The sequence below is a fragment of the Dokdonia sp. Hel_I_53 genome (genome assembly GCF_007827465.1).
GTDB lineage: Bacteria > Bacteroidota > Bacteroidia > Flavobacteriales > Flavobacteriaceae > Dokdonia.
Genome location: NZ_VISL01000001.1, coordinates 2541232 through 2563285, shown reverse-complemented (window position 1 = coordinate 2563285; position 22054 = coordinate 2541232). Strand labels below are relative to the sequence as shown.

Below are 22054 nucleotides of genomic sequence, written 5' to 3'. Positions count from 1 at the left end.
ATAATTATCAATAATGCAATAGATTTAGGAATGCGATTTAACGGTCTGTATCCCGTTATGATTCCTTAACTTTACCCGCTTAGAAACACCCCTTTATGGCAATTAAGATTACAGGCTTAGGCAGTTACATTCCAGATGTTGTAACTACAAATGATTCTTTTGGAAAGCATCAATTTTTAAACATGGATGGTTCTGCCATTAATTCTGATAACACCATAATTATCGAAAAATTCAAAGCTATTACAGGTATTGAAGAGCGGCGTTATGCTCCATCAGAGTTAAAATCATCAGATTTAGGGACACGCGCAGCTCAAAAAGCGATTGACGATGCTGGTGTAGATCCTGAAACGTTAGATTATATAATTTGTGCACATAACTATGGAGATGTACAAAAAGGATCAAACTTTTCTGACATTGTTCCTAGTCTTGCCTCACGTATAAAATACAATTTGCGTATAAAGAACCCTAAGTGTGTGGCCTATGATATTTTATTTGGTTGCCCAGGATGGATTGAAGGTGTGATACAAGCACAAGCATACATTAAAGCCGGAATGGCAAGAAAATGCTTGGTAATAGGCACAGAGATGCTCTCTAGAGTGGTAGATAATCACGATAGAGATAGTATGATTTACAGTGATGGAGCGGGTGCTTCTATCATTGAACAAGACGATAGCAATACAGGTATATTAGCATTTGAAACTGCCACTTTTACCTATGATGAGGCTTTTTTTCTCTTTAATGGGTCTAGCTATAATACCGAAGCAGAGCAGCAAACAAAATACATTAAAATGTATGGTCGTAAGATCTACAACTTTGCGCTTACTCAAGTACCACAAGCCATGAAAACATGTCTTGAAAATAGTGGCTGTTCTATAGATGAAGTGAAGAAAATCTTTATTCATCAAGCAAACGAGAAAATGGACGAAGCTATTGTAAGTCGTTTTTATAAACTTCACGAACTAGAAATGCCTGAGCACATCATGCCTATGAGTATTGCAAAGTTGGGTAATAGTTCTGTTGCCACCGTTCCTACTGTATTTGATTTGGTTCGTACTGGAGCACTGGAAAATCACGAAATAAATAAAGGAGATGTTATTATTTTTGCAAGTGTAGGTGCTGGGATGAATATTAATGCGATTGTGTATCGTTATTAAGTTATACTAGCTTTCAAAATTTTTCACATTGTACGAAACCACTTTTCCAAATAAAAGATACAAGCACACAATCACTTTCTTAAAAGAAGTGGTATCTACAGATGAAAAGATTCTAGACCTTGGGGTACGTAATCCTTTTGTAGAGTATATGGAGCGTGAGGGATATACTGTGCAAAATACTTCTGGAGAAGATTTAGATACAGACACCTCTGCTGTTCTACAAACTGATGCAGAAGTGATTACCGCTTTTGAAATTTTTGAACATTTACTTGCGCCTTTTAATGTCCTTAGAGATATCAAAGCAACTAAAATAGTGGCTAGTGTGCCTCTCAGACTATGGTTTTCTCCAGCCTATCGCTCTAAAACAGATCCATGGGATCGACATTACCACGAATTTGAAGATTGGCAATTTGACTGGCTTTTTGAAAAGGCAGGTTGGGAAATAATAAGACGAGAAAAATTCACAAATCCTGTAAATAAAATAGGTATCAGACCTCTTTTAAGAAAAATCACACCTCGCTATTATTTGATTTACGCAGAAAGAAAATCATAATGGATTTTTACATCGTTATTCCTTGTCACAATGAAGCTTCATTTATAAAGAAGACTTTAGAATCTTTGGTGACACAAACGCTCCCTGCAAAGAAAATAGTCGTGGTAAATGACCAGAGCACGGACGCGAGTGGTGAAATTATTACCGCTTTCGCGAAAGCGTACACTTACATTGAGTTATTAGATATCACAAGTAGCGATGAACACCTACCCGGCAGCAAAGTCATACAGGCTTTTCACAAAGGTTATGTAACTCTTGACGACAATTATGACATCGTTTGCAAGTTTGATGCAGACCTCATCTTCCCTTCGAATTATTTAGAAACTATCGCAGAAAGTTTTGAGAAAAATCCAAAAATCGGAATGGCTGGAGGATTCTGCTATATTGAAAAAAATGGTGAGTGGGTTTTAGAAAACCTCACAAATAAAGACCATATACGTGGAGCTTTAAAAGCGTATAGAAAAGAATGCTTTCAAGAAATAGATGGTTTAAAAGCGGCGATGGGTTGGGACACAATTGATGAACTACTCGCAAAGTATCACGGCTGGGAAATTATAACAGTTGATTCACTGCAGGTTAAACATCTTAAACCTACTGGTAACACTTACAATAAGGCCGCACAGTTTAAACAAGGGGAAGCATTTTATAGAATGCGTTATGGATTTCTGTTAACTTCATTTGCATCGGCAAAGTTGGCAAATCGCAAAGGAAATTACTCTTTACTCAAGGACTATCTGCATGGGTATTTTCGCGCTAAGCGATCTAATACAAAATTTTTAGTGTCTGAAAAAGAAGGTGAGTTTATCAGAAAACTAAGGTGGGATGGTATTAAATCAAAGCTCTCTTTGTAATTCTTAACGTACTTTTTTGGGATAGCTATCTGGACAATAGTTATTTTTGAATAAAAATAAATCTATGTCTCTTAGAAGAATTTTAAGATGCTTTAGTATTGCTATTGTATTTGTTACCATTTCATGTGCCTCTACCGTTACTACTGCACAAAACAAAAAGCCTAAAAATATCATTTTAATGATAGCAGATGGTACTGGTCTAAGTCAAATCTCTGCAAGTCAGTTTTATAATAGCCAGCCTTCTAATTATGAGCGCTTTAAAAACATAGGTCTCATAAAAACAAGTTCATCTAGTGATTTAATCACTGATTCTGCAGCCGGTGCAACTGCATTTTCGGCAGGTATTAAAACATATAATGGAGCAATAGGAGTGAATACAGATACTATTGCAGTTCCTACGATTTTAGAGGATCTCGAAAAAAGACAATTCTCAACTGGAGTTATCGCTACATCCACTATCACTCACGCAACACCAGGAAGCTTTTATGCTCATCAGAAATTTAGAAAAATGGAGCTTGAAATTGCAGAAGATCTTCTTACTTCTGGAGTAGATTTTTTTGCAGGTGGAGGACGGAAGTTTTTTGAAAATAGAGAAGATAAACTTAATCTGGTAGCAGCATTAGAAGATTTAGGCTATGTAATGCAATTAGATAGACTTGACCCTTCTAAACGAATGAAAAAAAATGAAAAATATGGTTACTTGCTAGCTGATGCCGGAATGCCTAAAATACTAGAAGGACGCGGCTCTTTTCTATACGACGCTACAAAATTGGGTCTTAAAAAATTATCACAGAATAAAAAAGGGTTCTTCTTAATGGTTGAAGGTTCACAAGTAGATTGGGGAGGACATAACAATGATGCTGAGTACTTAATAAGTGAGCTCATCGATTTTGACACTGTATTAGGCCTAGTGCTTGATTATGCAGAGAAAGATGGAAACACGCTTGTTATTGTAACTGCAGATCATGAAACAGGAGGGTTTACGCTTGCTGCAGATAATGGAAACTATAATAAGCTAAAGCCTTCTTTCTCTACAGGAGGACATAGTGCAACTATGGTTCCTGTATTTTCCTATGGCCCTGGGTCTTCTCTCTTTTCTGGAATTTATGAAAATACCGCCGTCTACGATAAAATGAAAAGATTACTAAAAGAATAGCATCATAAAGCTATCTTAAAACCTATTTTAACAAATATCAAAATCACTATTTTAGCCATCTAAACACAGCCAATGTCGTACCTACATTCCATAGGTGAATACTTTTTAATGATTAAGAATACTTTTATAAAACCTACAAAGGGTAAAGTATTACGAGATCTAATATTTAAAGAAATAGATGACTTAATTATAGGTTCATTAGGGATCGTTGCCTTTATCGCTTTCTTCGTGGGAGCCGTTGTTGCGATACAAACTGCTTTAAACCTAAACAATCCTTTATTACCAAAATCTCTTATAGGGTTTGCAGCAAGACAATCTATCATTCTAGAATTTGCACCCACTTTTGTGTCTATCATTATGGCTGGTAAAGTAGGGTCTTACATCACGTCTAGTATAGGTACCATGAGAGTAACAGAGCAAATAGATGCTCTAGAGGTTATGGGGATCAACTCTTTAAACTACCTTGTTTTCCCCAAGATAGTGGCTATGTTTGTTTATCCTTTTCTCATTGCCATCGGTATGTTTCTTGGGATTATAGGGGCTTATTTTGCAGCAGTTTACGGAGGATTTGCACCAAGTAGCGCATTTTTATCAGGCCTACAAGAAGACTTTATACCTTTTCAAATTTTCTATGCCTTCTTTAAGACTTTTCTGTTTGCTTTTTTACTAGCAACCGTACCTGCATATCATGGATACTATATGAAAGGTGGAGCATTAGAGGTAGGAAAGGCAAGTACCACTTCTTTTGTATGGACGAGTGTATCTATCATACTTGTTAATTTTGTAGTAACTCAAATATTATTAAGCTAAATGATAGAAGTTAGAGAGATACGTAAGGGATTTGGTGATGTAGAAGTTCTTAAAGGATTTTCTACCATCTTCAAGCCTGGGCAAACAAATTTGATCATTGGTACTTCTGGATCAGGTAAGACTGTTTTTTTAAAAACAATGCTAGGTCTTTTTAAGCCTGATAGCGGCCAGATTATATATGATGGTAATCCTTATTCCGAAATAAGTGACGAGGAGCAGCGTGTTCTTCGTGAGCAAATAGGAATGGTTTTTCAAGGAAGCGCACTTTTTGACTCTATGACCGTTGAAGAGAATATAGCCTTCCCGCTAAAGATGTTTACGAAAATGAAAAAACGTGAACGTATTGAACGCGCAAACATTGTAATAGATCGTGTTAATCTAGAAAATGCAAATCATAAACTACCTTCAGAAATTTCTGGTGGAATGCAAAAAAGGGTGGCAATAGCACGAGCAATCGTAAATAATCCAAAATATTTATTTTGTGATGAGCCTAATTCTGGTCTCGATCCTAATACCGCAACAGTCATAGACAACTTAATACGCGAGATCACGATTGAATATAATATGACGACCATTATTAACACGCATGATATGAACTCTGTGATGGAAATTGGCGATCATATTGTTTACTTACAAAAAGGTCACCTCGCATGGGAGGGGACTAAAAATGAGATCTTTAAAACAGATAATAAAGATGTTACAAATTTTGTATATTCTTCAAATCTATTCAAAATGGTAAGAGAAGCGCAAAATGCTTAATCAATACCACTTATAGAAAGTTAGTTTCTGCTTTCGCGAAAGCAAACGAATGTTAATTTAAGTATGCTTTTAACGAGTATTACCTTCGACAACAAGCGTATCTAGTTTAAAACGCTCTTTTAACCATAACTGCATCTTCTGCTGCTGCTTGATTCTATCTCTACTCCTAATTTTTCTAGACCACTGAACTTTAATTACTGTTAATGTATCAGGCTCATTATCAAAATCTGAGGTTATTAGTGTAGAATATCCGAACCTTTCTAAGCCGTCGTAATTTATTTTTGCTTCTTTACGTACAGTTTCAAATGGAATTTTAGAAGCTTGTAAATCTGTCAATCTTGATTCTAAAAATGAAATCCTAGCGTCTTTAGAAGTCAAAGCCTCTTGATTTTTTACATATAAATCTTCAAGAATACCAGAACGAAGCTCTGTACTTAAGCGCTCTGCCAGCTCATTACTTTGATCTGCACCTTGATGAATTACTAATGTTGAGGTTTCTAAGCCACTTATACCTTTAAGTTTCTCCTTCCATTCAGATATTTTAAACTGTGGTATTAAAGCTCCTATAAAATAAATATCTATGGTCTCTGTTTCTGGGTCCTCAACTCTCTTTAAAATTTCTGCGCCATCATACCGTACAGTGTCTGTAATGTATGTCTCAGCTTTTGATATATATACCTGTTTTTTTAATAATTTATAAAATGTCCAGATACTTGGGACGAGCACTAGTAATGCAATAATTGTAGCATATGCTGTAGTACGTTTTCGCTTTTTTTGGTTTGCATACTTTACCAATGGGAACCTAAGTAATTTAGCCACAGTAAAAGCAGATAGCGCAATAAATACTGCATTTATAAAGAATAGATACAATGCGCCGCTTGCGTAGTTCCAGTTAGAAATAGCAATACCATACCCTACAGTACATAATGGAGGCATTAAAGCAGTGGCAATTGCAACTCCAAAAATTACACTCGCAATGGTTCCTGACTTGGTTTTTGCAACTATCAATGCTAAACCACCAAAAATTGCAACTAACACGTCTAGTATTGTTGGGTAAGTGCGCGCTAGTAACTCAGTCGTCTCCTCTTTCATAGGAGACAAACTAAAGTAAATCGTAGCCGTTAAAACACTAAGCACCATCATCACCAAAAGATTGAGTAATGACCGCTTCATCATGACTCCGTCATTAATAGCTACTGCTAGTCCAGCGCCTACAATAGGTCCCATAAGCGGACTTATAAGCATGGCACCTATAACAACAGCGGTACTGCTCACATTAAGACCAATACTAGCTACAAAAATAGAGAAGATTAGAATCCAAGCGTTATGTCCCTTAAAAGGAATATCTTTCCGAACTGCAGAAATAGTCGCATCTCGATCAGTATCTGTACGTATATCTAATAAGTCTTGTAAAAATGCCTTTATAACTTGCCATACACCTTGGGCGTCCTTAGGCATACCCTCCTTTGGGGGTAATCCGATGTTTAAATCTTTCTTTTCAACATCTGGATTTGATCCTATATTATTTTTGTTCTCCACTAGCCTAAATCACTACCAAATTTATTTTTCACTTCTTCTCGAATTTGTTTAATGTCTTGCTCTTTACTTTTTGGAACGATCATTAAAACATCATCATTTTCAACAACAATATAGTCTTTTAAACCATCTATAACAACTACTTTATTGTGCTCTGTACGGATGATGTTTCCTGAGGAATTAGAAGAAAGAACTTTTGAATTAATTACTGCATCTGCGCCAGAAAAACGTTTTTTCTTATCATATAATGAGCCCCAAGTACCTAAATCATTCCAATCAAATGATGCTGGAACCACTTTTACGTTTTGATGCTTTTCCATGATCCCAAAGTCAATAGATATGTTTTCTGCCTTGGGGTATTCTTTATCTATAAATTCTTGCTCTTGAGAGAGGTTATAGACATCTTTTCCGGCCGCTAAGAGATGATACATCTCTGGCAAAAATTTTTTAAAGCTAGCAATCACTGTTTTTACACTCCAAATAAACATGCCTGCATTCCACAGGTATGCGCCACTTTCTACAAAATTCTTTGCTTGCTTATAATCTGGTTTCTCTGTAAAACGATCTACCGCTTTCGCGAAAGCGGAATCACCCTTGTCGTACTTAATGTAACCATAGCCTGTATTAGGAAAACTAGGCTTAATCCCTAGAGTAACAATTGTTTCTTGTTGTTGTGCAGCCTCAAAAGCAAGTTCTAGGTCTTTTGAAAATGCTTTCTCATCCTCTATCCATGCATCGCTAGGTGCAACTATCATTACCGCATCAGGGTTCTCTTTTTCTACCTTAAGTGAAGACAGTAAAATACAAGGTGCCGTATTACGCATTGCACTTTCAAGCACAATGTTTTTTTGAGCAATTTCTGGGAGTTGTTCTTTGACAATATCGTTATAAGCGACATTTGTAAGTACTAAGATTTGATCTCTTGGAACAAGGTCAGCTAGTCTATTAAATGTTTTTTGTAATAACGTTTCTCCCGTTCCAAGCATATCGTGAAACTGCTTAGGAAACGATTGAGTACTAACCGGCCAAAATCTGGAACCTACACCACCTGCCATTAACAAGGCATAGTAATTACTATTATCTTTCATATTTCTTTAGATTACTCAAGTCTATCCACCTCAGCATTGGGTTGAAACAAATACACTTTCCCTGTGCTTATTTCTGTACATTCATATCGCTTCACACGTTTAGCTCCTTTTTTAAAAATCTTTCCATTGTAAATTTGAAAAATTGACCCTCTGGGTATTTCAAATATAAAATTTTTATCAGAGGGGGGATCATATTTTTTTAATGCAACAGATAGATGTGCATCTGTATCACTACTTGCTTTGGGACTTTTGAAATGTCTAGCCAAGAAAGGCAATACATCTTGAGGAAAAATCTCTGGCCGTATAAAAGGGAGCATCAAGGTTTGAAAAGTATATTTCCACTCGCGACCATGGGGCTTAATACCTCTACCATATTTTTTAAAAGCAACGAGATGGGCTATCTCATGTACTAGAGTAATTAAAAACCGATATTGATTGAGAGATACATTTACGGTTATTTGATGTTGTCCATTTTTTAACACACGATAATCCCCATGCCTACTCACGCGTTCATTTACGATCTTTAAATATACTGCATGACTTTTTATAAGCTCAAATATGGGAGCAGCTGCTCTCTCAGGTATATATTTTTTAAGTGTCTCTACCATTCATTAAGGTGTCGTTGCAGAAACCTCTAACATCTTACCGTTAAAATATTGATGACCCGTGAGCGAAAAATCAAAAATGTAATTTGCCATTTGACTTGCTGTAAGAGGCGCATCATATCCAGGAAAAGCTTCTTCTAGCATTTCTGTTTGTACAGCTCCTAATGCTAATACATTAAAGGAAATTCCTTGTTCTTTGTATTCCTCAGCAAGCAATTCGCTCCAAGTAATTACAGCTCCCTTACTTGAGCTATATGCAGATAGTCCTGGGAATTTCATGCTTCCTTGAACACCTCCCATACTTGAAACGGTAACTACGTGAGAACCTTTATTCATATAAGGCAAGACAATTTTGGTGAGCTCTGCGACTCCGAAAACATTTACATCATAAATTGCCTTAAAATCGGCAATTGTCGTTTCTTGAAATGGCTTATTAAGGAAAGCTCCAGCATTGTTAATGAGGATATCTACTCCTTCCCAATCGCTTTCGATAAAATCAATAACTTTTTGAAAATGTGTTGCGTTTGTAATATCAAATGAAAAGGCTGTAAGATTCTGTAAATTCAAGTCGCTACACTGAGTATGCTTTCGCGAAAGCGCAAGTACCTGATGACCCTCGGCAGCAAATTTTTTAGCCAGCTCAAAACCTATTCCTCTACTTGTTCCAGTTATTATGATTCTTTTCATTCTTAGATACTATACAATTATTTGAAGGGTGATCGAAGGAGTAACGTTAGGACCGCTTTACTATTTTATCATTATTTCCTTTGTAGGACTACTTAAGATTCCCTCTAGGCCTGTTGCCATCTGAGCAATAAGCTTTTCCATAAAAGGGATATCTATTAATTCAACTTCATCTTTAACACTATGGTAATGCTCGAAATTTGTGAAGTCAAAAGATGAGACCGTATGTGCAGGAACAGTAAATTCTTGATAAAAGGGATAATTATCACTACGCATAAAAAGATTAAACTCTTTTGCTTTTGGTAAAAAACCTACTAAGTTATTTCCTGTATATTCATTGAATTTTTCTGGAAAGTTAGACAACTCGTACCCAGAAGCATAGACAAGATGGTCTTTTCCTTCCATCGGTACTCCTATCATTTCAATATTGTACATCATATAAAGATCTACAGCAGCCTCTTTCATTTTTTTTGCAAGATGTTTTGAGCCTAACAACCCTTTTTCTTCGGCAGAAAATAAAGCAAAAACGAGTGTTCTCTTATTTGATTTTGTTTTGGCAAAGTGATCTGCTAGAGCGAGTACTGCTGTAGTTCCCGCCGCGTTATCATTTGCTCCATTTGCGATGGTATCACCTCCTATAGCTTTACCAGTTCCTATATGATCGTAATGGGCTCCTATCAAAACCACTTCTTTTTTAAGTAATGGATCGCTTCCGTGCAATACCCCTACTATATTAAAAGCCTCCTTTCCCATTGCAATGAACTCGTCTCTATATGTTTCATAATATGGCTTGACACCTGCATGTTCAAAACGTGCTTCTATAAATTGTGCTGCCATCTCAATTTCTGGACTCCCTGTATCTCTTCCCTGAAGCTCATCTGCTGCTAGAAATTCTAGTGTCTTTTGGACAGAAGTCATTTTTGAAATATCTGGCAAGACCATTGTCACTTGATCCATCTCTGGATCAGAGATAGTGGAAGTAACAGGTATATTAGTGGTTGATACTGGAACTAGTGGAGGAGTAGATCCACAAGCTATAAAAAGTACTGCTACTGTGATAAGAACAAAGTTTTTCATAATCGTAAAGATAAAAAAACCCACGCGTTTGCGTGGGTTATACATTTTTAATTTAGATTACGGTTACGCTAGCATTAGCACTGGATTCTCAATATAAGTACGTAACGTTTGTAAAAATTGAGCCCCTGTGGCTCCATCCACCGTTCTGTGATCACAAGCAAGTGTTAACTTCATAGTATGACCTACCACAATCTGTCCCTCTTTAACAACTGGCTTCTCAACAATAGCACCTACTGAAAGAATTGCACTGTTAGGCTGATTAATTATAGAGGTGAAATCTGTTATTCCAAACATCCCTAAATTTGAAATCGTAAACGTTGATCCAGACATCTCATCTGGCTTTAGTTTTTTATCCCTAGCTTTTCCAGCAAGAACCTTTACTTCTGCATTTATTTGTTGTAAAGATTTCTCATTAGCAAATTCTACTACTGGAACTACTAATCCATCAGGAACGGCTACTGCTACTCCAATATGGACATGATGGTTTAAACGCATTTTATCATCAAACCATTGAGAGTTAACCTGTGGGTGCTGCTTTAACGCAATTGCCGTTGCTTTAATGATTATATCATTATAAGAAACCTTCGTGTCTGGAAGTTGATTGAACTGCCCTCGGAAGTTCATCATATTTTCCATGTTCATTTCTACGTTTAAGTAGTAATGAGGCGCTGTAAATTTTGATTTACCAAGACTTTTTGCAATTGCTTTACGCATTTGTGAGTTGTCTACTTCCTCATAGCTTTCTTCTCCCGTTGCTACAAATTGCTGTACGGTTGAACCAGCTGTATTGTTACCAGGAACGAAATTCTCAACATCACTTTTTACTATACGGCCATTCTCTCCAGATCCTTTCACCTCAGTTAGGTTAATCCCTTTTTCTTCTGCTATTTTTTTAGCTAATGGTGAAGCTATCACTCTACCGCCACTGGTTATTACAGTTGGTGAAGAAGAACTGCCTGAACTTGGTGTTGCATTAGACTTTGCTTTTGGGGGCATTTTAGAATTACCTTCTTTGCTTTCTGTTTTTGTGGGTTCTTTTTTGCTTTCTGTTTTAGGTGTATTCTTTGAAGCCGCAGTCTTTTGTTCTTTGGCAATTTCAGAAACGTCTGTACCAGCTGGACCTATTATAGCCAGCAATGCATCAACTTTTGCTGTTTCCCCTTCTTGAATACCTATGTGAAGTAAAGTCCCAGATTGAAATGACTCGAACTCCATAGTAGCCTTATCTGTTTCAATTTCGGCTAAAATATCTCCTTCTGCCACTTCATCGCCAATTCCTTTGAGCCAAGTGGCTACAGTTCCCTCTTCCATCGTATCAGATAACCTAGGCATTGTAACTACAATAACTCCTTCAGGCACCTTTGAACCAGCGTTAGAATCATTTACATCTGGAGAGTTTTCATTTTCATCACTTGATTCTCCTTCATCTTTATTAGATGTATCTCTTTCTTCGGAATCGTCTGTGCTTTTATCTGCTTTCGCGGAAGCGTTATCGCCTGATATTAAATCAGCAATATCCTCTCCTTCCTCTCCTATAATTGCTAGCAGTGTATCTACCTTTGCAGTTTCTCCTTCTTGAATACCAATATGAAGTAATACTCCTTCATTGAAGGATTCAAACTCCATGGTTGCTTTATCGGTCTCTATTTCTGCTAGAATATCACCTTCTGAAACTGCATCACCTACATTCTTAAGCCATGTAGCAACAGTCCCTTCCTCCATAGTGTCGCTTAATCGCGGCATGTTAATTACTTCTGCCATAGCTTATAATTTATGAGATATAAATGGATAATCTTCTTGCTCATATACGACATCATACATGACATTAATATCTGGAAATGGGCTTTCATCTGCAAATTTTTCACATGCTGCTACACGTTTTTTTACATTCTTATCCATCTCCTTGATTTCTTCTTCTGTGGCATATTTCTTATCAAGTAAAATTTGCTTTACTTGAGTTATAGGGTCTATTTTTTGATACTCTGCCACCTCATCTTTAGTTCTATAATGCTGCGCATCAGACATGGAATGCCCTCTATAACGATAGGTTTTTAGTTCCAAAAATGTAGGTCCATCACCACGACGTGCTCGTTCCATTGCTTCATCTATTGCTTCAGCCACAGCTACTGGATCCATTGCGTCTACTGGACCACAAGGCATCTCATAGCCAAGACCTAACTTCCAAATATCTTCATGGTTTGCAGTACGCGCCACAGAGGTACCCATCGCATAACCATTATTTTCAACACAAAATACTACAGGTAGTTTCCAAAGCATCGCCATGTTGAATGTTTCGTGTAGAGAGCCTTGACGTGCTGCACCATCACCAAAAAAGCAAAGCGTGACAGCTCCAGTATCATTATACTTATCTCCAAAAGCCATACCCGCACCTAATGGGATTTGACCTCCCACAATACCGTGACCTCCATAGAATCCTTTTTCCTTAGAGAAAATATGCATAGACCCACCTAGCCCTTGAGAAGTTCCTGTTGCTTTCCCAAAAAGCTCTGCCATTACGCGCTTAGGGTCTACCCCCATACCTATAGGTTGTACGTGATTACGATAAGCAGTAATCATTTTATCCTTTGATAAATCCATTGCATGAAGAGATCCCGCCAGGATAGCCTCCTGTCCGTTGTATAGGTGTAAGAACCCTCGAACTTTTTGTTGAATATATACTTGAGCAAGTTTGTCTTCAAACTTACGCCAGAAAAGCATTTCTTCGTACCAATTAAGATACGTCTTTTTGGTAATTTTTTTCATCTATACGCGTATAAAAGTAGCTCAAATTTGAACTACTATCAAAAATAACACTTTAAGGAGATTTGAGAAACTGTATCTTGTAAAAATTAATACGCAAACGAGTAAATTGAAACAATGAAAATTCTTTATCTAACAATAACTTTTGGTCAAAAAATGACTTTATTCAAAAAGATTTCGCTTTCGCGAAAATTATAAGGATAGCAATAAATAAGGCAAAGAGAAGAAGTCAACTTATTTAATAATTATCATTAACGTATTTATCCTATAAGTAATCTGCAGTAAATAAGAATGGTAGTAAATTCTCCAAAGAATCACTTTTCATCACCTCACCACGCTCTCCCATAAAATATAATGGAATAGGTGATTTTTGTTTAATTTCATATTCTGCTATGGCCTGACGACATGACCCGCAGGGCGGAATAGGCGTTGTAGTGACTTTTTCTTTTGCCCTAGCAGTAATCGCCATAGCTACCATCTTAGCGTGCGGATACTTTGCAGATGCATAGTAGATTGCTGTGCGTTCTGCGCAAAGACCAGAAGGATATGCTGCATTCTCTTGATTGTTACCAGAAATTGTCTCTCCATTGTTTAACAATAGTGCAGCACCTACGTAGAAATTAGAATAAGGTGCATATGCCTTCTCTCTAGCTTCAAATGCAGTTTCCATTAATGCAGAAATCGTTTCTGGAAGTGCATCTACTGATTCAAAAACTTCCAAAAACGATTCTATTTTTATTTTTTTCATATACTATTAATACTCTTCGTATTTATCACCAAAACTAAATGTAAGACCAAATCGAAGTGTATTTTCTAAAGGACTTCTCACAGAACCTGTTGAGAACAAATAAGAAAGGTCTAAGTCAATAGAGTTAAATTCAAAGCCAGCTCCTAAGGTTGCAAACTTACGAGCCCCTTTTAGATCACTTTCGTTAAAGTACCCCAATCTCAGTGCAAAAACATCATCATAGGTATACTCTGCCGCTAATGACCATGTTATCTCTTTGAGTTCTTCACTAAACCCATCTGGAGCATCTCCAAATGATTGAAAAATTCCAGTAAAAAAGTTTACATCATCATCTTGACCCGCAACAATCACGACATCGTCATCATTTGTAATTTCTCCATCACCATTAGAATCTACTCTCCCGAATCTTGGAGGTGTAGGTACCAGTAATTTATTAAATTCTAACCCCACAAACACTTCATTATAATCATCTAGTATGAAGTCAAAACCTCCCCCAATCTTTAGATTGGTTGGTATAAAATTTTCCTCTCCAGCATCACTATATTTAACCTTAGGACCTATATTTGAGATATTAAGACCTCCCCTCCAGCGACCATCAAAATCTGTATATGTTTTTTGCTCAGATTGATAGTAAGCCCCAATATCTACCCCAAAAGAACTCGCTGGACTTGCATCTTGTAAATCATCAAGACCGTTCAATCTCAAATTACTCTGTAAAAAGCGTCCTGACACTGCCATTGAAAATTGATCATCAAGTTTTAATGCGTACGTAGCATCAAAAGCAAACTCGTTAGGCTTTACATCAAGACCCACGTCACTAGCATCTCTTCTTGTATTTATAGTCCCTAAACTAAAATATCGTAAGCTAGCACCAAATGCACTACGCTCGTCAAGACGATTTACATAAGACAATTGCATTAAACCAATATCATTAACAAGATTCCCTAAATAGGGCGTATAATTGAAACCTACACTGTATTTACTTTCTATAAAAGCCATTTTTGCTGGATTCCATTGCCCTGAGTAAGCATCGGGGCTAGTTGCAACACCCTGCTCCCCCATTCCAGCAGCTTTAGCATCACCTGCGATTATAATAAAAGGAACAGCTGTTGTTATTGCATTACGGTCATCTTGCTGAGCACTCACAATAGTAGAAGACAATAGAAAAACTACCAAAAGCAGTAGAGAAAACTTATTCATAAAAGATAGAATTTTGGCAAATATAGACTTTTTATATTTTTAGGTTTAGAGGATTACGAGCTTCTCGATTTTTTCCACTTGCTTGTTAGTTAACGTAGATTTTACGGTAATCTTATACACGTACACACCTTTTCCTAAAGCTTGTCCAAAATCATCGAGCCCATTCCATGTAATATCTCTAGATAAAAATCCATCTGTAACTATTGACTGATTAATAGTTTTGATCACTTTGCCAGTTACAGTAAAAATTTGAACTTGAACATCAAGTGGCTCAAAAGGCCTATTATGATTAAACCAAAACTCTGTATAATTAACAAATGGGTTTGGGTAATTAAGTACGTTATTAATTTCAAGCTCTTCATTACCTGCCACAACAAACTGCAATTCTGCTGTTGAGCTGTTATTATAAACATCCCAAGCTTTAAAAGAAAGGGTATGTAAGCCAGATTCTAAATCCCTTAATTTCCTCGCAGCAGTCCCTTTCATAAAATCATCAACATCTGTTTCATAAAAATCATTCAATACAATAGGGTTAGTTTCGTCACCATCAATGATAGCAATCATATCATGACCTATACCACTCGCTGTATTAATTCCGTTCTCATCTTCTAACTTTGCTAATATAATAGGCGAGTCATTTGTGATACCGCCATCCACAAAGTTTTCATCATTCATGAAGAGACTTATTTTTGGACCTTCGTTATCTTCTGGTGCATTTTCATTAAGCCCCCCTACAATGATGTTCATATTCACACCAGTTTGATCCTCTAAGGCACCCGTGCGCTCGGCATAAAAATTAAGCCTCCCATTACCTAAAGGAATTGAGGTATCTCGAGGCATCCGAAAAGTAAATTCAAAATTTCCATTAGTCACTGATGCTTGCCCCCTATAGAGAATCGCACCTAGAGTGGTAAAATCCATTATGAGAAGTTCACCTGCACCATTTGTTGTACCGTCGTTTCCTAACGTTTGCCTTTCAATACGCTTATCAAAAAGAGTCACCGCTAGTGTTCCGCTATAATCAGATAATATCTGTCCAGATTCATTCAACACTCTTCCACTCATTTTTACAAGATCAAGGGCTTTTAATTCTGGCAATGTGGTGCCCACAGCTATATCATTAATTGCAGTAAGCTGTATATCTGGTTTTGGAAACGCAAGCTTCATTGCTGGGTCTCCGCAGAAAAAAATAACTCGCCGCAAACCGTTAGGAATAGTATTTTTTGATGCTCTCAGATTTTCGGCAACACTTTCAACTACATTACTCCCAAAAGAGAATATTTCTCCCGCAAGTACATTATTAAACTGCACACCTAAACTAACACTTATCTCTCGGGTTGTTGTAACCATACCAACCGCACCCCCATTGGGATTCCACAAGAGACGCTCTCCTCCAGTAGGTCGTTCTGGATTGTCAAATTTTCCAAATTCACAAGTAACTGTAACAATAAGCGGGAGTTTCTCCCCATTATCAAGTCTATCGATATCATTTTGAGTGACAATAGCTTCTGAGGCAAGTAATTCCTCGCCCCCATGACCAAGATAGGTAACCACTAGAGAGCCTACCTCAATCGCATTTGCTATAGCCTCATTTACTTTTGGGTACCTATTACCCCCTGCAGAGGATTGCTGCCTAAAGGCATCACTATGTATTTTATAAACGTTTACAAAAGGTTTTTGCATACTTATTTGATCACCAAGATCATCTAAGGTGCCTTGAAGCTCTGTAAATTCAAAAACCTCATCAACATCATCAGAAACAAGGACAAAATTATTACGCCATCGGCCATAAGATGAACGGTCATTATAATTTATAATTTTGTCCACTATGGTTGCTGCAAGTTGAGGAGTATCTGCAACAATTCGACCTACAGCTATATCTAATCTATCTGTTGAACGCATAGTACCTTCATCTGGATCCATAGATCCGTAAAAGTCGTCACTCATAAATGAGCTTACAAGACTAAAACTTTCGTACGTTTGAAAAGTAGGCATCACATTGTTATTTGCAGGTATGCGATCCTTATAATCTACAGAAGTATCTCCAAAAAGACAAACATATTTTACCCTCTCAACATCGCTTGAAGCATTATCATATACATACTTAATAAAATTACGTATTGCCCCTATATCTTGTCGTCCCCCACCAAATTCTTCGTAGATTTCTTCTAGAGTAACAGTCTTGACATTCAGTCCACGATATAATCTATTATGCTGCGCGAGTCTTTCGGCCTGAGGTCGCAATAAATTACTTGTCACCATCAGATAATCTACATCTTCAAAAGTCCCGTTAGGGCCTTGAAAAACCGTGCCTTTTAAATTTTGTCTTGTTACTTGAGAATTTCCGCTTTCGCGCAAGGGTAAGAAATAATCCCTAGTAGTAACAGCTACAAACTTACGTTCACTCCCGAGCATACTCTTAAAAACTACATCCGGAGATCCTCCCAAAGGCAACGCACGTATATCTGTTTGATCTGTCACCTCCCATATTTGAGTATATTCTTGCATTTCATTCAATTCATAAGCGCCAATTCCTGACTGCGCTGCTGCTGAATTATTTTTAAAAATAAATTGATCACCTGTGCCCGTTAACTGGGAGGGAACATCTAAACTTATGTAGTCTAAATACCCTGTACTTGAAGGATTACCATTATTGTTATATGTAAGTGTTACAATAGCAGACTGGCTATTTATAGGAACATCGATTTCTATCTGATTTCCACGTGCAAGGGAAATTGTTGATATCGCAGCAAGGGGTATTGTACCCACTACCACTCCATTAACGGAAATATCAAAAGAAGTCGCACTTTCTGAAACAGCTGCGACTACTACTTTGAGCCTAGCTATCTCTCCAGGAATAGCATTTGGTAAACTAAACTCAAAACTTTGATTTGTTTCAAAATTAAACCGCTCACCAAACCAACGACGGCCAATGCGCACAATATTTGTATTATCTTCTTCATGAAATGCATACTGATCATATGTTGAAAAAGTCGCAACTTGAGTCCCTACAGGCTCCGTATATGGCTGTACTCTAAGACCGTTTGCTCCCTCTACAGTAATATAATAGTAAGACTTATTAGAATAAGGGTTAATATGCGTATTCAACTCTTCGTGATATTTATAAGTACTCTCACCATAGAATAAAATATCATCATTTGAGTCAAAAGAACCATCTTCTTCACCTGTAACTTGTACGGGGATTTCTCTTAAATCATAGGTGTTATTATCACTATTACGCAGGGGTAAAGGAGAACCACCCAAACCATACACCTTGATTCGTTGAGGGTTTATAGCATTAGTATTGACACCTAAATTACTTAAGAATTCTCTATCAATTCTATGGACACCAGTATTTTCTACATAAAATTTGTAGAGGTTTTCATTAGCAAGAATACTATTAGTAATTGGTAAAGACGATTTATAAGAAGTAGGTTGCGCTTTCGCGAAAGCGTAATCAACCTCACCACTGACCACTCTATAAATTTGCCCATTTTGCTTCACAAATGGAGAAAATTTAACAACTGCATAATGATCACTTCTTGAAGTAGCAGTTGCAAAAATCGCTCTGGGTTCATTAGGTACTTTATTAGGGTTCAATTTTGAAAGCCAGCTTCTAGGGACTGGCTCATAACTTATATTAACCAGCTTTGTTGAAGAAGCATTTATGGGTTGCGGTAAAAGCCATTGCTCTTGATAAGACCAAACACCTTCTTCGCTTTCTGTAAGATGCAAATACAAACGCTCCCCATTTTTTTCTGAATCATTTTTACTTGATTCCCATTGAATAGAAAAAGAATCCTTTTGCGCGTACAAATTTGTAGCAAAAAAAATAAGACAGGTAAAAAGTAATTTCATATGTAGCTAACGTAAGGGTATTATTCTTAGTATGATAAGTAAAAACTTGTGCAAATAAAGTATTTTTGCAAGACAATAATAAAGAAATAAAAGCGGCGTTATTATATAGATTATTAGCACCGAAAATAAATTTGAGCATATCATCGTAAAATACTTGCACTTTAACGAGTTTTTCCTATATTGCGCTCTTAAATCTAATGAACAAAAACCTATGAAATCACACTTTGCATTAAAAATGCTGGCGCTAGCAACGTTATCTTTTATGCTAGCAAGTTGTAGTAAATCAAACAACTACAAAGATAGCTCGCGAGGAACAGGTTGGAATGTCGACGGAAGAGACGGCGGCTTTAAACTAAAAACGGATTATCAAGAACAAGCTACTGGGCCTGGTTTAGTATTCGTAGAAGGTGGTACTTTCACCATGGGTAAAGTACAGGATGATGTAATGCACGATTGGAATAACGCTCCTAATCAACAGCACATTCAATCATTTTACATAGATGAAACTGAGGTTACAAATGGTATGTACCTAGAATACCTTGATTGGTTAAAGAAGGTCTTCCCTCCTTCTGATCCAAATTATAGAAATATTTATAAAGGGGCACTTCCAGACACTTTAGTGTGGAGAAATCGTTTAGGTTTTAACGAAACGATGACAGAAAACTACTTACGTCATCCTGCGTATGCAAACTACCCAGTAGTTGGAGTAAATTGGTTACAAGCAGTCGAGTTTTCAAACTGGAGATCAAATCGTGTAAATGAACTTATTTTAGAAGAGCAAGGCTATACAGCTCGTGGAGCCCGTTTTGATGTTGATGCTTCTTCCACATTTGATACCGATACTTATTTGAATGCACCTACACTTACATACGGTGGTAGCGACAGTCTTGCTCGTGGAGGAAGATCGAGTGAGCGCAGAATGAAAGCAAATGACAGTACAGACATTTTCGTACAACTTAGTGACGGTATTCTCTTACCGAAATATAGACTTCCAACAGAAGCAGAGTGGGAATATGCAGCACTTGGCCTTACAGAATTAAGGAGCTACAATGTATACCGTGGACGTAAGAAATATCCTTGGGATGGTTCTTATACACGTTCTTCAAAACGCCGTACTCGTGGAGATCATCTCGCAAACTTTAAACAAGCAGATGGAGATTACGGAGGAATCGCTGGATGGTCTGATGATAATGCAGATATTACTGCAGAGGTTAAAACATATGAACCTAATGATTTCGGGTTATATGATATGGCTGGTAATGTTTCAGAATGGGTAGCAGATGTATATCGCCCAATAGTTGATGATGAGTTTAACGATTTTAACTACTATCGTGGTAATGTCTATACAAAAAATGCTATAGGAGAAGATGGAAAGGTAAAAGTAGTAAGTACAGACTCTATTGTATATGACACTATTGCTGATGGAACTATCATCGCACGTGACCTACCTGGAGAAATACTCCAAGTTCCTGTAACAGAAGAAGACACATATTTAAGAACTCAATTCTCAACAAGTGACAACCGTAACTACAGAGATGGAGACAGACGATCTACAAGATATTTTGAATCTTTTAATCAAGATGCAGATAATACCGAGAGACGCATGTACAATGCACCTACACACAGTATTAATAAAAATGAAGATGGCGAATTAGATCGTACTTACGATAACTCAAATAAAAGAACATCTTTAGTAAATGACGAAGTACGAGTGTATAAAGGTGGGTCTTGGAGAGATAGAGCTTATTGGTTAGATCCAGCTCAAAGACGCTTCCTTCCTCAAGGAATGGCTACAGACGACATTGGTTTCCGTAATGCAATGTCAAGAGTAGGGTCAAAATCTAAAAGAGCAAAAAGCCCAAGATAATCTTAATCTATTATAGTATATTTAAAAGCCCTCTTTGAGGGCTTTTTTATATTATAAAAACCTCGAAATTATGACTATAGCTGAATTGCACTTTCACTTTTTAAATAGTACCGGAGTATGCACAGATACACGGACACTCAAAAAAGGACAAATTTATTTTTCACTAAAAGGAGAAAATTTTAATGGAAACAAATTTGCAGCAAATGCTATCAAAAATGGAGCTATACTTGCTATTGTTGATGAAAAAAAAGATCTAGCACAAAAATCTGTACTTGTAGATGATGTATTAATCACATTACAAAAATTAGCTCATTATCATCGTAATTATCTTAATGTACCTATCATCGGTCTTACGGGCAGTAACGGGAAGACTACTACTAAAGAACTTATAAACGCAGTGCTATCTGAGAAATACAGGACTGTTGCCACTCAAGGAAATCTTAATAACCATATCGGAGTGCCACTCACTCTACTTTCTATGGATGAAACTACAGAGATAGGTATTGTAGAAATGGGAGCTAATCACCAAGGGGAAATAAATATGCTCTCTAAAATTGCTGAGCCTAATTTTGGATATATCACAAACTTTGGGAAAGCCCACTTAGAAGGTTTTGGCGGCTTTCAAGGAGTAATTAAAGGAAAAAGTGAATTATATGACTTTATGAGAAAGAGTGATGGCATTGCATTTGTAAACAATACTGACAGCATACAAATCGAGAAATCAACTGGGGTAAAGCGTATCACCTTTGGAAATAGTCAAAGTGACTGTCCTATCTCGCTTACCAATAGTTCTGGGGCTCTTGAAATAAAAATTGAAGATACCTTTATTGAAAGCAACCTTATAGGAAGTTACAATTTTTCAAATATTGCAGCAGCGATTTCTATAGGTAAATATTTTGATTTAGAAACTATTAATATTAAGAATGGTATTGAAAAATATATCCCAGAAAATAATCGATCTCAAATAATTTCACGAGATGGTTATCATATTATTTTAGACGCTTACAATGCAAATCCTACTAGTATGATTGCTGCTCTTGAGAATCTAGATTTGCAACCTACAAAAAACCATATAGCCTTTATAGGTGATATGTTTGAAGTAGGTGAAACTTCCAAAGAAGAACATCAAAATATATTAGACTTTGCAGCAACACTAACTATCAATAAACTTTTTGCGGTAGGCCCAGATTTTGGTTTTTCGAAAAAACACAAAAATCAAGAAGTGCATTGTAACTATGAAGCCTTTAGTCAGTCATTTTCCTATAGAATACCTAAAGATAGTACTATACTTATAAAAGGCTCCAGAGGAATGAAAATGGAACGAGTACTAGAGCTTATCAAATAGAAA

Annotated in this window: 18 protein-coding genes; 8 read left to right on the top strand and 10 right to left on the bottom strand. The window is 36.8% G+C overall.

Annotated elements, in window-relative coordinates:
* Positions 1-95 precede the first annotated feature (95 nt).
* The 6 genes from OD90_RS11465 (at position 96) to OD90_RS11440 (ending at position 5283) form a co-directional block, all read left to right on the top strand.
* Complete coding sequence (locus tag OD90_RS11465; protein ID WP_144669303.1) at positions 96-1154, top strand: 3-oxoacyl-ACP synthase III family protein; 1059 nt, start codon at positions 96-98, stop codon at positions 1152-1154.
* Between the two features lie 28 nt (positions 1155-1182).
* Positions 1183-1707 carry a class I SAM-dependent methyltransferase gene (locus OD90_RS11460; protein WP_144669302.1) on the top strand — a complete coding sequence of 175 codons (525 nt, stop codon included), beginning with the start codon at positions 1183-1185 and terminating at the stop codon, positions 1705-1707.
* A complete protein-coding gene (locus OD90_RS11455) occupies positions 1707-2558 on the top strand; it encodes a glycosyltransferase (protein WP_144669301.1) in 852 nt (283 codons plus the stop codon). The genes OD90_RS11460 and OD90_RS11455 overlap by 1 nt, the downstream gene beginning before the upstream one ends.
* Before the next feature lie 64 nt (positions 2559-2622).
* On the top strand, positions 2623-3714 hold the full coding sequence (locus OD90_RS11450; protein ID WP_144669300.1) for an alkaline phosphatase: 1092 nt from the start codon (positions 2623-2625) through the stop codon (positions 3712-3714).
* A 72-nt stretch (positions 3715-3786) separates the two neighbouring features.
* Positions 3787-4524: an MlaE family ABC transporter permease gene (locus OD90_RS11445; RefSeq protein WP_144669299.1), complete on the top strand. Its 738-nt coding sequence runs from the start codon at positions 3787-3789 to the stop codon at positions 4522-4524.
* A complete protein-coding gene (locus OD90_RS11440; RefSeq protein ID WP_144669298.1) occupies positions 4525-5283 on the top strand; it encodes an ABC transporter ATP-binding protein in 759 nt (252 codons plus the stop codon).
* 69 nt (positions 5284-5352) lie between these two features.
* On the opposite strand, the gene OD90_RS11435 is transcribed toward OD90_RS11440, so the two are convergent.
* From OD90_RS11435 to porU, 10 genes are all read right to left on the bottom strand, one after another.
* Complete coding sequence (locus tag OD90_RS11435) at positions 5353-6822, bottom strand: DUF389 domain-containing protein (protein WP_261374501.1); 1470 nt, start codon at positions 6820-6822, stop codon at positions 5353-5355.
* On the bottom strand, positions 6822-7907 hold the full coding sequence (locus OD90_RS11430; protein WP_144669297.1) for a mannose-1-phosphate guanylyltransferase: 1086 nt from the start codon (positions 7905-7907) through the stop codon (positions 6822-6824). Before OD90_RS11430 ends, OD90_RS11435 begins: the two co-directional genes overlap by 1 nt.
* Positions 7908-7918: 11 nt before the next feature.
* Entirely contained in the window at positions 7919-8515 is a 597-nt protein-coding gene (locus OD90_RS11425) for a SprT-like domain-containing protein (protein WP_144669296.1), read from the bottom strand.
* A gap of 3 nt (positions 8516-8518) precedes the next feature.
* Positions 8519-9199 carry an SDR family NAD(P)-dependent oxidoreductase gene (locus tag OD90_RS11420; RefSeq protein WP_144669295.1) on the bottom strand — a complete coding sequence of 227 codons (681 nt, stop codon included), beginning with the start codon at positions 9197-9199 and terminating at the stop codon, positions 8519-8521.
* Between the two features lie 60 nt (positions 9200-9259).
* Positions 9260-10273, bottom strand: coding sequence for a M20/M25/M40 family metallo-hydrolase (locus tag OD90_RS11415; RefSeq protein WP_186434756.1), 1014 nt, complete (start codon positions 10271-10273; stop codon positions 9260-9262).
* A gap of 63 nt (positions 10274-10336) precedes the next feature.
* The gene (locus tag OD90_RS11410; RefSeq protein ID WP_144669293.1) at positions 10337-12034 is read right to left on the bottom strand and encodes a pyruvate dehydrogenase complex dihydrolipoamide acetyltransferase; all 1698 of its coding nucleotides are present in this window, start codon (positions 12032-12034) and stop codon (positions 10337-10339) included.
* Between the two features lie 3 nt (positions 12035-12037).
* Positions 12038-13036 (bottom strand): pyruvate dehydrogenase (acetyl-transferring) E1 component subunit alpha, encoded by a 999-nt coding sequence (gene pdhA, locus OD90_RS11405; RefSeq protein WP_144669292.1) that lies wholly within the window; start codon positions 13034-13036, stop codon positions 12038-12040.
* Between the two features lie 262 nt (positions 13037-13298).
* Positions 13299-13781 carry a cytidine deaminase gene (cdd, locus tag OD90_RS11400; protein WP_144669291.1) on the bottom strand — a complete coding sequence of 161 codons (483 nt, stop codon included), beginning with the start codon at positions 13779-13781 and terminating at the stop codon, positions 13299-13301.
* Positions 13782-13787: 6 nt separating this feature from the next.
* Positions 13788-14981 (bottom strand): type IX secretion system outer membrane channel protein PorV, encoded by a 1194-nt coding sequence (porV, locus tag OD90_RS11395; protein WP_144669290.1) that lies wholly within the window; start codon positions 14979-14981, stop codon positions 13788-13790.
* A gap of 45 nt (positions 14982-15026) precedes the next feature.
* Entirely contained in the window at positions 15027-18839 is a 3813-nt protein-coding gene (porU, locus tag OD90_RS11390) for a type IX secretion system sortase PorU (protein WP_144669289.1), read from the bottom strand.
* Positions 18840-19050: 211 nt separating this feature from the next.
* On the opposite strand from porU, the gene gldJ reads away from it, so the two are divergent.
* Both gldJ and murF read left to right on the top strand, forming a co-directional pair.
* Positions 19051-20706 carry a gliding motility lipoprotein GldJ gene (gldJ, locus tag OD90_RS11385; RefSeq protein ID WP_144669288.1) on the top strand — a complete coding sequence of 552 codons (1656 nt, stop codon included), beginning with the start codon at positions 19051-19053 and terminating at the stop codon, positions 20704-20706.
* Positions 20707-20776: 70 nt separating this feature from the next.
* Complete coding sequence (gene murF / locus OD90_RS11380; RefSeq protein WP_144669287.1) at positions 20777-22051, top strand: UDP-N-acetylmuramoyl-tripeptide--D-alanyl-D-alanine ligase; 1275 nt, start codon at positions 20777-20779, stop codon at positions 22049-22051.
* Positions 22052-22054: the final 3 nt, after the last annotated feature.

Excerpts from the sequence above, each read along its gene's own strand:
- OD90_RS11465 (WP_144669303.1), top strand. The coding sequence starts at position 96 with ATGGCAATTAAGATTACAGGCTTAGGCAGTTACATTCCAGATGTTGTA.
- OD90_RS11455 (WP_144669301.1), top strand. The coding sequence starts at position 1,707 with ATGGATTTTTACATCGTTATTCCTTGTCACAATGAAGCTTCATTTATA.
- OD90_RS11450 (WP_144669300.1), top strand. The coding sequence starts at position 2,623 with ATGTCTCTTAGAAGAATTTTAAGATGCTTTAGTATTGCTATTGTATTT.
- OD90_RS11445 (WP_144669299.1), top strand. The coding sequence starts at position 3,787 with ATGTCGTACCTACATTCCATAGGTGAATACTTTTTAATGATTAAGAAT.
- OD90_RS11440 (WP_144669298.1), top strand. The coding sequence starts at position 4,525 with ATGATAGAAGTTAGAGAGATACGTAAGGGATTTGGTGATGTAGAAGTT.
- OD90_RS11430 (WP_144669297.1), bottom strand. The coding sequence starts at position 7,907 with ATGAAAGATAATAGTAATTACTATGCCTTGTTAATGGCAGGTGGTGTA.
- OD90_RS11425 (WP_144669296.1), bottom strand. The coding sequence starts at position 8,515 with ATGGTAGAGACACTTAAAAAATATATACCTGAGAGAGCAGCTGCTCCC.
- OD90_RS11420 (WP_144669295.1), bottom strand. The coding sequence starts at position 9,199 with ATGAAAAGAATCATAATAACTGGAACAAGTAGAGGAATAGGTTTTGAG.
- OD90_RS11415 (WP_186434756.1), bottom strand. The coding sequence starts at position 10,273 with ATGAAAAACTTTGTTCTTATCACAGTAGCAGTACTTTTTATAGCTTGT.
- OD90_RS11410 (WP_144669293.1), bottom strand. The coding sequence starts at position 12,034 with ATGGCAGAAGTAATTAACATGCCGCGATTAAGCGACACTATGGAGGAA.
- pdhA (WP_144669292.1), bottom strand. The coding sequence starts at position 13,036 with ATGAAAAAAATTACCAAAAAGACGTATCTTAATTGGTACGAAGAAATG.
- cdd (WP_144669291.1), bottom strand. The coding sequence starts at position 13,781 with ATGAAAAAAATAAAAATAGAATCGTTTTTGGAAGTTTTTGAATCAGTA.
- porV (WP_144669290.1), bottom strand. The coding sequence starts at position 14,981 with ATGAATAAGTTTTCTCTACTGCTTTTGGTAGTTTTTCTATTGTCTTCT.
- porU (WP_144669289.1), bottom strand. The coding sequence starts at position 18,839 with ATGAAATTACTTTTTACCTGTCTTATTTTTTTTGCTACAAATTTGTAC.
- gldJ (WP_144669288.1), top strand. The coding sequence starts at position 19,051 with ATGAAATCACACTTTGCATTAAAAATGCTGGCGCTAGCAACGTTATCT.
- murF (WP_144669287.1), top strand. The coding sequence starts at position 20,777 with ATGACTATAGCTGAATTGCACTTTCACTTTTTAAATAGTACCGGAGTA.